Source organism: Methanothermococcus okinawensis IH1 (genome assembly GCF_000179575.2).
GTDB lineage: Archaea > AGJL01 > Methanococci > Methanococcales > Methanococcaceae > Methanofervidicoccus > Methanofervidicoccus okinawensis.
This window is the reverse complement of the sequence record NC_015636.1, coordinates 332935-346686: the sequence shown is the minus strand read 5'-3', so window position 1 is coordinate 346686 and position 13752 is coordinate 332935. Positions and strand designations below refer to the sequence as shown.

Genomic DNA, 13752 nt, shown 5'->3' with positions numbered 1-13752 from the left:
TTTATCCTTATATCTATTTTATATATTTTTTTATATTCATCCTATCTTTCATATTATTTTATATCCTGTTATTTATATTTTTATATATTTTTATGAGCTCCGCTACTTTTTTAATTACATCCACTGAATCATTACCAAGCACCCGTATCATGGGCTCCTTTCCATCTCCACCTCTATCGTATATTATATCCGGAGCTCCTCCAAATATTTTACATGCAAATTTTGTTCCCCATTCCATTGAAGATACATGTTCTGGTTCGTCTTTTCTGTTGAATGAAGATATGGTGAATCCGCAATCTTCATTTTCAAGTATATTAACAAGTTTTTTAGAATATCTTATATTCATACAGCTTCTTATTTTAGGGTCATAATGATTTGCTGCAAGTATTATTTTTGCTATATGCTCAGAAGCCCCAAACTCTATATCTCCAACAATATAAAATTTATTACCTTTATTATTTGTGTTTCCAAGTTTATTTTTTATAATCCTACCCGTTAATGCAGCAATATCCTTATAACTCTTTGGAAGAACAAGCCCCTCGGCAATATTTGAGCCAACCTCTGGAACAAAATATTCAAAATCCATCTTTTTCAGTAAATAGATAGCATAATTAAGGTTTTTTATAACTACCTCTTTGTTTATGTATGTTGGATTAGAGTTATAACCATATTTTGTTTTGTTGGCATAAATTACAGAGGATAAGACCAGATTTTTTGCCTCTTTAATGGCATGGACAATATCGTATCCTTTGGCTATAAATGAAGCAATTGCAGAAGAAAAAACACATCCAGTTCCATGAACCTCTCTATTTATAGTTTTTCCTTTAAATATTCTTAATTCTTTGTTTTTATATATCAGTTTGTCATCCTTTCCAGTGATTAATATATAATTGTTGTTATTTTTTAATTTTTCATACGCATTAAAGTTCTTTATTATATTGTATTCTTCGCTATTTGGGGTAATTATAAGAGATTTTTCAAATAATTTAAAATAATTATCTATTAAATTATTATCATTTCCTTCTGTGAAATCATATCCAGTGGTGGATTTTAAAACTGGGTCGCAAATAATTTTAAAATTGTATTCTTTTTGATACTTTAATATTAAATTTATAGCATCATTATTTAATACGCCAGTTTTTACAACGGGCACTTTAAAATCTTCAAAAATAGCATTTAGTTGATTTTCTATTTCTTCTTTTGGTAAATCAACTTTACTATACACTTTCAAACTGTTTTGTGGTATTATGGCAGTAATTGCCGTTAATGGATTACAACCTAATAATTTAATGGTTTTTGCATCGGCAATAATGCCTGCTCCCCCTGTTGGGTCATATCCACCTATTGACAGCACATTAATGTTCAAAAAATCACCATATAATATTATAGATATATTTAGGTTATTAAAATACTACTTTATTTTTATATATCATTATTTTATTTTACAATTTTGTCATTAAATTATTATTAAATTTATTTTTCATCGATAATATTATTAATAAATAATATTTCACTATTCCCATTTTCCATTAACCAATTTATTAATTTTTCAGCATACTTTAACTTTTTTATTTTAACGCCATCCGCTTTTTCAATATCATTTTTTAAATAAGGTCTAGAGTATTTTGTAGTGTATTCCCCAAAATCCATACCGCATAATATTATCCTTTTAGCTCCAAAATGTTCTGCAAAAAAACAGCATCTATCACCGTCTGTAAATCCACCGTAATTTATAAGATAGGGTATTTCTTCTGGAACTTGGGAGCTCCCAATAATATTTTTCAATTTTGGTGCATAGTTTTTTATAAGGGCTATATTGTCCCCATGGGCATGGACTACAACAACAGAACCTCTTTCATTGCTTTCAAATATTGCGTTTAAATCACCGTCTAAATCTGAAACAATTATATCTGGAACAATATCTTCTTCCAATAGGGCTTTTGTGGCACCATCTGCGGATATTATTATGAAATTTTTATCATTCTTATTATTTTCATCCTCTATAATACTTTTTAATATTTTTATATGTTTTTTTAAAGATGGTCCTGCTCCAAAGACATAAACATCTTTATTTTTTATCAATTCTTCCATACTATCCAATGGAATATTATTTTTTGTATTATTTATTATATCACTTAATATAAAGGCACTTTTTAAATCATTCTCTTTATTAAACCCAAAATCATCCATAATTTTATCATATATAGGTTTCCATTCCTTTAATTCCATAGTATCCACTTTTTTATTATTTTTATTATGTATTATTACATATCATCAATTATTTATCTATAATAAATAAAATTATTTTTTATTCTCCATTTTTTATTATTCCGCTATATTAATCATTTCGTCCTTTGATTTTACAACAACATCACTATTTTTTAAATATTGCGTTGATATCTTTCCGAGCTCTACAAGTTCATTTGTTGTGGGTTCTCTTATCTTTTTATATTCATCTTTCCAGGCATGTTCGTTGTCAAATTGTTGAATTGTATATAAATCGCAGTTTTTTACGGATTTGGCTATTTCTATTATATCTTTTTCATCCATTACATTGGGCACAAAAGTTGTTCTGCATTCGATAAAAACATTATTTTTTTTGCAGTAATTTATAAGTTCAAGCATATTTTTTTTAATTTTTTCTCCGTCGTAATTTGTAATTTTTTTGTATTTATCAAAGGCACATTTTACATCAAGGGCTATATAATCTATTAGTTTATTATCTATTAAATCCTTTATAATTTCAATATTTGTTCCATTTGTGTCTAATTTCACTGGAAAGCCTTTTCTTTTTGCAATAATACAGAGCTCCTTTAAAGCCTTTGGTTGAAGCGTAGGTTCCCCTCCACTTATTACTATTGCCTCTGCAAACATTAAATCTATACTGTTAAATACTTCTTCGGGGGTCATTTCATGGGTATTTTCCAGCATGTGTTCGTAATTATGACAATAACCACATTTCATATTGCAACCACTCATAAAAACAACAGCAGAGCATTTTTTTGGATAATCTATTGTGGATATATCTATAATTCCAAAAATTTTCATATTATCACATTTTTTAATTGTTATTTATTATATTTTAATTTTTATTTGTTATTATTTCCTTTATAGTATAATTAATACATTATTTTATGTTTCTTTAAATGTTATTTATAAAAAATATATTTATTTTTTTATTTTGCACTTATGGGATAAATATATATTAGGTTGGTTAATACATAAATACCAATAATATTATAATACCAATACTGATACTAATAATAATACAATGGTGGTTAAATGGAGATAAAAATTCTTGTTGATGATATAGCATATAAAAGATACTTTGCTCAGCATGGGCTTTCGATATTGGTAAAAACTGCTGATGATAAGAAAATATTATTCGATGTAGGTCAGAGCTCCTATGTATTAAATAAAAACTTAGAGCTCATGGGTGAAGATGATAATTTTGATTCCATAGTTATAAGCCATGGACATTATGACCATACCGATGGATTTACATATTTTATGGACAAATATAATAAAAATAAAAAATTTGAAATGGATATCCCAGTATATATTCATCCAGATGCTTTTCTCGATAAGTATTCAGACGATAAACGATACATAGGTATTGATAAGAATATAAAAGATTTTTTAAGGAATTATAAACATCTAAAATTGGTTAATGAACCTTATTTTGAAGATAATGTAATAATATCTGGAAAGGTTGAAAGAACTCATCCCTATGAACCTGAAATATTCTACAAACGAGATGATAATAACAAGTTTGAAGTGGATTATGTAAATGACGATATGTTTATGATAGTTGATGATGTGGTAATTACTGGATGCTCACATAGTGGGATTATAAATGTAATAGAATACGCTAAAAAGATAAACAAAAATAAAATTAGGGGGGTTATTGGAGGATTCCACCTTGTCGTATCGTCGAATGAGTATATAAACAAGGTTTATGACTATCTAAAAAACAGTGATTTGGAATTTATAATGCCAATACATTGCACAGGCTTTAACGCTATGAAGGTTTTAAGTGAGCTCGACAACTTTATTTACGGTCATGTTGGAAAAACAATGGAGTTGTAAATAATTGAATAAAATAATAAAAAAATGAAATATGACATCTAATTAAATAACTATAATTAATATTTAATCATATTTAACCATAATATAATTAATTTAATTAATGTGAAATTATGCCATTTAAATCAAAAATGTGCTCATTGTGTAAAGGACGAAAACTATTATGTGGTAAATCAAAATGCCCCATAATTGAAAAACTTAGAGTATTTAAGGATATTAGTCAAAAATTCGATAAAAAATTAAATAAAAATGAAATATTCGGAGCCTCACCACCTTCAATATTTGTAGGGGAGTATAATTATCCAAATGTAAAGATTGCCCCTCTTGTTCCCCCAATAGAAGGGGATACATCGTTTTTAGATAATCCATTAAAATGGGAAAATAAATCTATAAAGGCAATTATAAAATATCGTTCTATACTTGTAATGGGCGAAACTAATCATACCAATGTGAATCTATATAAAGACAAAACCTCCAAAATATTGGAATCGATACAGGAGCTCGCCATGGCAACAAAACCTGTTGATAGTGAAATTGTATTAAAACATAAACCATCATTTGATATTATTTCAAGTGGATTTGCTCCTCCAATATCTCCAAAAGGAGATTTATTAAAATTTACCATAGCGGAAAATCCTAAAATTCCTTCAAAAAGTGATTATATTGTAAATGATGAATTAAAGGCAGGAGATTCAATAATATCATTATATAACAGTGGATTTGACGAGTATTATATAGTAAAACTTCTATCAGCAGGTCTTTTAGGAATAAATAAAAAATTGGTCCCTACGAGATGGAGTATTACAGGAGCTCAGGATACTATTGGAAGGTATTTAACAAAAAAGATAATAACATATCCATTACTAAATGAGTATGAAGTTTATTACAATGAATTTCTTGGAAATAGGTATGTTGTATTGCTTATACCTGATTATTATGCTTATGAGCTCATGGAAGTATGGGAAAAAGGAGCTCTTTTTGGATGTGATAATCCACCAGTTTTGGGAGATTATGAAGATTTAAAAACAAAGGGATATGCAAAAGAGACTACTGGTGCATTTTATGCCTCTCGTTTAAGTGTTCTTGAATACCTAAACAAAAGAAAAAGACAAAGTAAAATCGTTATATTTAGGGAGATTACCTCGGAGTATTATGCACCAGTGGGGGTATGGCAGGTAAGAACTGGTGTTAAAAAAAGTTTTAATAACAATGGCTTTAAATTTAATACATTGGCAGGAGCTCTTAATAAAGTTGGTGAGTTATTGAATAACCCTCTTGAAAAATACTTACTTAAAAGCAAGATATTAACACTTAGAAATGGTAAGCAAATGCGTATTGACGAGTTTTTTAAATAAAAATATTATTGGTATGGTTATTTATGTTAGCATATATCCTTATGTAACATCTATTTTATTTAATTTTTTAATATAGCACCATGTAAAAATATAATCCCGTTGGGTATAACCGCTTTTTAGTAGTCCTTTAAATTTTCCATAGGTATTATATATAAAAGAGCTATAATTTATTTTAGGACTTAATAAAATAACGCTAAATAAAACAGTAAAAGCATAACGCGGAGGCCGAGATTTGAACTCGGGTTGGGCAAAGCCCAACGGGATTAGCAGTATTGCGTAATAAAAAGGCATTTTTTAAATGATAATTAAGCGTTTTTAAAGCGTTTTTAGTATTATTTTTAGAGATTTGCATAAGTCCGATAGTAGTTTGATGCTTTTTTAAACCAAATCTCAAAGGAGAATTTAAAGGACGGTTATTTTTTTGGCAACAACCAACGGGATTATATTTTGATGGTATCAAAGAAGTTTTTCTAAATCAATCGGAGCTCCTGTGATAATAACATGATAGATATACAAACTCAAAACCTGAACTAAGAATGTATATTCGACTCCATTGATTTCTTTAATTTCGAAACAACTATCATAAAGTTCATCCAACACTTCTTGGAAATCCAATATTCCATTTTCATTAGTGTATTCTTCTATTTTTTTATCGAGTGCTTTTAATAATTCTTTTTTCCTATCTTTTTCAATTGGATAATCAACATAAGGTTTTAATTTTTCAACAATGTCAATGTTTTTCGAAGTTTCGGCTTTTCTGTTCTTATTAAATATTCCCATTTAACCACCCAATAATATTTCTATCAGTATTTTAATGAAGGGGATTACTCCCTTTGAGATACCAAAATAACTGCACAAGATTAACAATATATGTTCAATTAACTTAATACCAATTATTTTTGCTATAACCTTCCTTTTGTTTGTGTTCTTTTGGTAGATTGCTATTAATTGGAGCAATGCTCTTAACTCTCTTATGAGCATTGAAAGAGTCTTTTTTAAACAGTTTAATATTGTCCAAACTAATGCCATGAAAAAGTTGCTCATGGAACAATGCTAAAATTATAATGAATATTGGGATGCATACTAATGCGGCTCTAAACTCTTTTAGGAGCAATAATATTATTTCAATCAATAACAATGTAGCCATATACTGTTTTTGATACTCATTCATGTTATCACCATGTTAATTAAAATGTTAGCATTTTTAAATGCTAATGCATTAGGATAATCCGAACAAAACCTAATAAAACAGAATAAATCCGAACATATATTGAATGGTGATTATTGTGGCCAAAATTACTCCAATGATGCATGATGATATTATCCTATGGAGAGCACAAGGAAGCTCATGGAGGGACATATCAAACAGAATTCAAAAAGAATACCAGGTTAAAGTTAGCCCGTCTTCAGTGTATGAATACTACAAAAGAAATCTTGAAAAGGAGGCCAATGTAAGATTAAAGGAAATGTATGAAAAAGAGAAAGGTGAGGGAAGTGTTGAAACGGAGCTAATGAGGGGGATTGAACTATTAAATAAATCACTCGATGTTGCTGAAAAAATATTAGATAGAGAAGACCTTATTAAGCACCCCCACCAATTCCAAGCAACCGTTAATGCAATATGTTCTGCTTTAAAAACAAAAACTGAGTTATTAATAGGGCAGGAGAAGGAAGAAGAAGACCCAATTGTTAAAGCATTAATGTCCTAGTGGAGATAGTATGTCAATCAGTACCAAACTACGACAATATTCAGCACAAGACTTAAAAACAAAACTAAAAACAGATTTAGAATTCTTTGTAGCTGCAATACTTAAAGAAAAATTACATTCCGCACAACAAAAAATAATTGATGCATATATCTCAAAGAAATATAAAACAATTATAGTAGCTGCAGGCCGTAGGTTTGGTAAATCAAAATTAATGGCATTTTTGCTAATATTCTTATGTAGTACTCAAAAAAATAAGAAATATGCTGTAATAGCTCCATTCTATGCCAATGCAAGAATTATATTTAGGGAGCTAAAAAAATACATTGAAAAAAGCAATGTACTAAGTAGATTAGTTAAGAGAATGGTTGAATCCCCATACATGGCTATTGAATTTAAAACAGGCTGTACTATTGATTTTAGAAGTGCAGATAATCCAACATCCATAAGAGGAGAGAGCTATCATCTTGTTATATTAGATGAGGCTGCATTCATCAAAGATGATGTAGTGAAATATGTAATTAAGCCACTTTTATTGGATTATGATGCTCCATTAATTGAAATTTCAACACCCAACGGGCATAACCATTTTTATGAGTCATTTTTAATGGGGAAAAATAAACAAAACAGACATATTTCATTTAGGTTTCCAACCTGGACAAATCCTTTCTTACCTAAAAATGCAATTGAAGAGATTAAGCAGGAAGTTGGGGAAGATTCGCCAGTTTGGAAACAGGAGTATTGTGCAGAGTTCATTGATAATAATGAGGCGGTATTTAATTGGGAGTATATTCAGCAGTGTATTGATGGCACCATTAAACTATTAAAATCAGGAGAAAGCGGGCATCAATATGTAATGGGTGTAGATTTGGCAAAATTTGAGGATTATACAGTAATTACAGTACTTGATGTGAGTGTAAAACCATATAAACTCGTTTATTTCGAACGGTTTAATTTAATGCCGTATTCATTTGTTGCAGATAAAGTTAAAGAATTATACCAATTGTTTAATAAACCGCAAGTATGTATGGATGCAACAGGACCTGGTGCGGCAGTAGTTGAACAGGTAGAATCTCTAAATCCAATTGGATTTACTTTTACGAGTAAAAACAAACTCCCACTTATTACAAAACTCCAAACATCTATTGTAAAAAATGAAGTATTGTTCCCATATCTCGACCAGCTTATAACTGAACTGAAATATTTCAGATATGTTAAAAGAAAAACACAATTATCTTGTGAGGGGAATGGACAGCATGATGACTGCGTTATGAGTTTAGCTCTTGCAATTTATGCTGCTGAATCAAAACATACTAAGATAATCAATAACTATGCTTACACTTTGAGGTGATTATATGTTCTTTACAGCAGTTTGGGGACATTCAAAAGATAATAATGCCATTACTGAAAATACGAAAGACGATGATATTGTTATACAGCACTTATCAAACTACAAAAGACCTACAACCATAGGCTCCACCAAATACGCTCAATTATTAGAAGACCCTGCATTCAAAGAAATGATATATAAATACGATGCTACGGTTAATCTCACAATAACAACATTGAAAAATAAACTATTCCAGAGCTATGAAATAATTGCTGACAATGATACACTTAAAGAAAAGGTGCAAAATTGGATTAATGAGATAGGGTTAATTAACACAAATCTACACGGAGACAGCATATTGGAAAAGATATTTATTGATTATTTAATATATGGGGAATGTTTCGCACAAATAAGGTATAAGAACGGTGAAGTCGAGTATATCCAGAGAATAGACCCAACAACAATGGAGGTTAAAAAAAGCCCTTTCGACGATAGAGAAGTTTATTTTATCCAAACGGCTAACTATGAAGACCTGCAAGGGAATGCTAAATCTAAAACGATATACTTCGTACCCTCGGAGCTTCGAAATAAAATCAAAACCAACGGTGCAGAAGTTGGAAAGGCAGAAAATATAATATGGTTCAAAAGGAACGGTGGCTCGGTAATAGATAAATGTATTGAATATGTTTTGGCAAAGTGGGACATAATTAGGAGGATGCCCACTACAATTATGAGATATTCCGCACCGTTCATCCATGGCATAGTTGGAAAGTTTGATAAAGATGGAAATCCAATGTTTCCAACTCCACCAGCAGACCCCAATGATGAGGTTGCTAAGAAAGCTTATGATAATTTTAAAAAACAATTAGAGCAGTTATCGGAAGAGTTTGAGAATTGGGATGAGAGGAAGGAATTATTTACAGACCCATTCCTTGAACTTAAAACGATTGAAGCAGGTAAGGCTATTAATCCACAGATATATGAAACATCAATTTCTATTTTGGACAAACAAATAACATATGCACTGTTATCGAGCATGGCACTCATAGATGCGAGAGGTTCGGAATTAGCAACATCACGAACAGTGGCAGATTATCTTAATGCAGTATATCGAGGAATGCAAACTGATTTTACGGCACTTATTAATTTTATATTATTCAGAAAGTTCGGAAATGGAGTAAAGATAAAATTTGCAGATATAAACCCTGAAGATACAAATCAGAAAGTAGAAAGATTGGATAAACAGGCAGATATTATTGGAAAGTTAAAAAATTGTGGAGTTAAAGAGAATGTAATAATTGAAGTTATGAAAGAATTTGGTTTAAACATTGAATTCGATAAATCCACAACAACAAAACCAGCACAGCACTCAGACATACCAACTGATGACACCGATAATGTCATTGTTGAGGAGCTCACTAATAAAATAATGAATAATATTGAAAATGCAACAATAGCATTTGATGATGATGTTAAAGAGTTTTTGAAAAAGAACAAATCAATTACTGTTGATAATTATATAGAACTAAATAATATGTTGGATGAGCACTTCAAAGATATAGATAATAATCTAAAAGGAGAAATTAACACCGCAATAGATACGGTGGTAGCAGGAACGGGATTACAAATAGATGTAAATAGCGATGCTGTGAAGTTTGTAAAAAACTACGCATTGGATTTATGCACTAAACTAACTGAAAACCAGAAAAATAGACTTAAATATATCATTGTTTCAGAGCTCAATACTGTGGGGGATACAAATATTACACAAAGAATAATGGATACATTGAAAACTACAAAAGCAGATGCTCAAAGGATTGTGGAAACAGAATTAAGGAGGGCTAAAACATGGTCTGAAAATGAATATTATAAAGAATTTGCAAAAAAGCACAAAGGGAAATATAAGGTATATGTTAAAATCATAACGAGGGGAGATAGTAAAGTATGTCCAATATGTAAAGGATATGCCAATAAAGAATGGGAAATTAATGAAGCCCCTATCATCCCGCCAATACATCCGAGATGTAGATGTACGCCAGTATATCGCATAGAACCTATTAAGTGATATTATGGGGGATTTCAAAATAGATGTTAAGATAGATAAAAATATACTAACTATGAAGGATGAGATGTTTAAAAATCTGCAAGATGCCGTCAAGACTGCAACATTAATGGTTAAGGAAGAGGTAAAAGAAAATATTATGACAGGATATGAAAAGGCGGATTTAGGATGGAAACCTATATCTAAATCATACGAAAAACAGTTGGAGAAAAAAGGACTTTTACCTCACAATGGTTTATTCAGTCCAAAACAAGATAAGAAAAAACTTCAAGATTCTATATCTGTTAAGTTCCGAAGTGGAGGATTAACGGGCATAATTACAACTGATAGACCTTATGCAATATATGTAGAAAAAGGAACGAGTAAAATGCCTGCTAGACCATTTTTTGAACCCGCACTAAAAAGAAAACAAAAGGAAGTAGAGGAGATTATTAAAAATGCAATAGAAGATAGCTTAAAATAGTTTATTTTAGCATGCTTAAATAATCTTTCATTAGCTTTTTTTCTTCATTAGATATTTTTACAGATAGTTTCCTGTTTGATATTGATATATTAATTGAATATATGGGGATAGTTCTTAACTGATTATCAATACAAGTATCTAATGTAATATTTTGATTTATTTTCGGTAATTTATCTGGTTTTGTCATAATTTGGAATGTTTCTATTTTCCTAACATTTCCTAAATCTCTCATAATGGCTTTTATTAATTCTTTCTTTTCTTCATCAGTATATGTTGGAAGATTTAGTGTTTGTGATGCTATAAATGGAGTATAACAAAAAGTATATTGATTTAGTGGATTATTGGTTTGAGTCGATTGAACAACATCGAACTCTAATTGTGGATTTATAAATATGCCAGATATTTTATCATATTCTTTATCCAAATTTGTTATCCCATTTTCATAATTTACAACCTGAGCTCCCACAAACATTATTTTTTCTATTTTGTTTGAATTTATCATAACATTATTTGCTTCAATGTTATGACTATTATAATAGCCGTTTGTTTCGCACCAATCTCTATCTACATAAACAGTTATTCCATAGCTTCCTAAACCCAATGCGTTATCATCAGTATTTGGTATTATAAAGCTGTATTTACCGATATCATCTTTTGTTAATGTTTGTTGCCAGTTTGTTTTTATTTTACCATCTGGGATATCGATATATTTACCTTGTTCATCTGTAATATTTATTTTTATATTTATATTACTATGTAAATTTTTGTTATATCCAGCCGAAGTAGGCTGTGGTATTTTATCAATTTCAGTCCCAGCTTCATCATACATTTTTATATCTATTTTTATGGTGTTGCAGTATTTTTGTCTTATTACTTTTATTTGTTGTTCGTCTAATTTATATTCTTTTTTGTTATATTTTGCAATTAATTCCCATTTACCATCAAATACAGTATTTTTCGATAAATTAAATGTATAATCTATTGTTCCAACATTTTGTTTTGTAATATCTTTTTCTGTTAATTTATTATCATCTTTATCAAATAATCGTAAATACCATTTTGTGTTATCTCGTAAATTCTCATAAAATATATTTGTTAATTGGGTATTTGAATCATTTGGAAATGCATTGAACTTTACGTTCGAAACTGAATAATTATATGTTATTTTTTTTGAATCAACGCTATTTAAATAACATTTACACACCGGCTTTATGGCTAAATCTCCACTAATTTTTATATTTATATTTTCTTTCATCCCTTCTTTTATAGTAAATGTAAATGTTTGAATTATTGTCCCAACGCCTATTTTATTAGTAAATGTAATTTTATAATCCCCCGGCTGAACTGAATATCCAATAAAAGATGAAGAGACAATATCACATTGTGTATCATTATCTTCCGTTATTTCTGCTGTCGAATCAGAACTTATCCACCAACCATCACCAATATCTTTATTTATAATATCTGTTATATTTCCATTTTGATTGTATGATTTTATATTTTTTCCATCTTTTTCTATTGTAAATGAAAATGATTTTGATACATTTTCTTCTTTATTTTCAATAGATACTTTTTTGAAAACATCAGTCATTATTAGTCCATTTACATAATATGTTCCGTCACTATTATTAGTAATTGTTGCTGTTCCATTATCATTTTCAGAAAAAGAATTTAAATTAACATTTTTATTTATCGAAAACTCTGGTAAATTTTCATTTGGTGAGGCTCCATCTGATGTAATATTATAATAGTTTAGATGAGTGCCATTATAATAATCATACCATCTAACCCTTCCAGATTTTGTATATTTTCCATCATTTGATTTTATTTCATAACATAAATCTATTACTATTTCCGCCATATATGAGTCAGAATTATGATATTGTAATTGAACAACTGTTGTATCATTCTTCCATTCAACAACATCATCATATTCAACAGTTTGATGAGCAATCACGCCCCAACCCATCTCGCCATCATAATGATTTGTAATAAGATTATATCTAAAAATTTTGTAAGTTGAATCATTCATTATACTTGTTGAATAATGCTCACTCCCATACGCAACAACATCAAACCAAAATTTAACAGTCCAAGTTCGTTTTACTTTTGCTATAATTTCATCATAAGTTAAGGGTGTATTTCCCATAAAACCACCAATTAATATTTTATTTGATTTACAATTGTTGTATCATATTCATAACTATAATTTATTACTTTTTTATTTTATTATAAAATCCATCCGTTTTATCTGTAAATACTAACTTATTGTTCTCATAATCAATATAAAATCTGGTATTATAGTTTTTTGTGTAAATTACACTTTTTTTCAACATACTAAAATAATCTATTTTTTCAACTGCCATTATTGGATTTTTATCTAATCTATAATCTAAATATAAATTACACATATCGCAGCATTGTTTTAGAAACAATTGTAAAAAAGTAGTATAACTATTTTCTATTTTAGTCTTTTTCAATAAAAATAATGGGGAATTGACTGTATAACTGTAATTCTTTTGTCCAAAAGCTATATTTAATTCAGTATCCGTAACTATGCCACTAAATATTTTATTATTTGAATATATAATATTTACTTTATCAAACGGTTTTATATCTAAATAAATTAATGAATTTATATTTGCTTGGTCAATAGCATTTATATTCATATCTAAATCAATAGATGTTTTTGCATCAATAATTATATCTTTCATAAACATCACTATTGTGTTTTTAATAAAATATAAAAT

At 29.1% G+C, this 13752-nt stretch carries 13 protein-coding genes; 6 read left to right on the top strand and 7 right to left on the bottom strand.

Annotated features, from left to right (window positions below; translation table 11 throughout):
- Positions 1-58: 58 nt before the first annotated feature.
- From METOK_RS01640 to METOK_RS01630, 3 genes are all read right to left on the bottom strand, one after another.
- Entirely contained in the window at positions 59-1360 is a 1302-nt protein-coding gene (locus METOK_RS01640) for a bifunctional hydroxymethylpyrimidine kinase/phosphomethylpyrimidine kinase (RefSeq protein WP_048057999.1), read from the bottom strand.
- 113 nt (positions 1361-1473) lie between these two features.
- Complete coding sequence (locus METOK_RS01635) at positions 1474-2229, bottom strand: 6-hydroxymethylpterin diphosphokinase MptE-like protein (RefSeq protein WP_013866508.1); 756 nt, start codon at positions 2227-2229, stop codon at positions 1474-1476.
- Positions 2230-2325: 96 nt separating this feature from the next.
- Positions 2326-3048, bottom strand: a complete 723-nt coding sequence (locus METOK_RS01630) for an anaerobic ribonucleoside-triphosphate reductase activating protein (RefSeq protein ID WP_013866507.1) — start codon at positions 3046-3048, stop codon at positions 2326-2328.
- Between the two features lie 234 nt (positions 3049-3282).
- Here METOK_RS01630 and METOK_RS01625 point away from each other — a divergent pair, with 234 nt between their 5' ends.
- Positions 3283-4089 carry an MBL fold metallo-hydrolase gene (locus METOK_RS01625; protein WP_013866506.1) on the top strand — a complete coding sequence of 269 codons (807 nt, stop codon included), beginning with the start codon at positions 3283-3285 and terminating at the stop codon, positions 4087-4089.
- Positions 4090-4199: 110 nt separating this feature from the next.
- The gene (locus METOK_RS01620) at positions 4200-5441 is read left to right on the top strand and encodes an Nre family DNA repair protein (protein ID WP_013866505.1); all 1242 of its coding nucleotides are present in this window, start codon (positions 4200-4202) and stop codon (positions 5439-5441) included.
- Between the two features lie 456 nt (positions 5442-5897).
- Here METOK_RS01620 and METOK_RS01615 read toward each other — a convergent pair whose 3' ends face one another.
- Positions 5898-6221 (bottom strand): hypothetical protein, encoded by a 324-nt coding sequence (locus tag METOK_RS01615; RefSeq protein ID WP_013866504.1) that lies wholly within the window; start codon positions 6219-6221, stop codon positions 5898-5900.
- A 103-nt stretch (positions 6222-6324) separates the two neighbouring features.
- Complete coding sequence (locus METOK_RS08615) at positions 6325-6612, bottom strand: hypothetical protein (RefSeq protein ID WP_048057829.1); 288 nt, start codon at positions 6610-6612, stop codon at positions 6325-6327.
- Positions 6613-6850: 238 nt separating this feature from the next.
- Between METOK_RS08615 and METOK_RS01605 the strand changes: the two genes are divergently transcribed.
- From METOK_RS01605 to METOK_RS01590, 4 genes are read left to right on the top strand one after another with little or no spacing between them, the layout of a single operon-like run.
- Positions 6851-7150 carry a hypothetical protein gene (locus METOK_RS01605; RefSeq protein WP_157198859.1) on the top strand — a complete coding sequence of 100 codons (300 nt, stop codon included), beginning with the start codon at positions 6851-6853 and terminating at the stop codon, positions 7148-7150.
- Between the two features lie 10 nt (positions 7151-7160).
- Complete coding sequence (locus METOK_RS01600; RefSeq protein WP_013866501.1) at positions 7161-8498, top strand: terminase large subunit domain-containing protein; 1338 nt, start codon at positions 7161-7163, stop codon at positions 8496-8498.
- Positions 8499-8502: 4 nt separating this feature from the next.
- On the top strand, positions 8503-10542 hold the full coding sequence (locus tag METOK_RS01595; RefSeq protein WP_013866500.1) for a phage head morphogenesis protein, SPP1 gp7 family: 2040 nt from the start codon (positions 8503-8505) through the stop codon (positions 10540-10542).
- 4 nt (positions 10543-10546) lie between these two features.
- Positions 10547-11002: an HK97-gp10 family putative phage morphogenesis protein gene (locus tag METOK_RS01590; RefSeq protein WP_013866499.1), complete on the top strand. Its 456-nt coding sequence runs from the start codon at positions 10547-10549 to the stop codon at positions 11000-11002.
- A 1-nt stretch (position 11003) separates the two neighbouring features.
- On the opposite strand, the gene METOK_RS01585 is transcribed toward METOK_RS01590, so the two are convergent.
- Entirely contained in the window at positions 11004-13151 is a 2148-nt protein-coding gene (locus METOK_RS01585) for a hypothetical protein (RefSeq protein WP_013866498.1), read from the bottom strand.
- Positions 13152-13215: 64 nt separating this feature from the next.
- Positions 13216-13716: a hypothetical protein gene (locus METOK_RS01580; RefSeq protein WP_013866497.1), complete on the bottom strand. Its 501-nt coding sequence runs from the start codon at positions 13714-13716 to the stop codon at positions 13216-13218.
- Positions 13717-13752 lie beyond the last annotated feature (36 nt).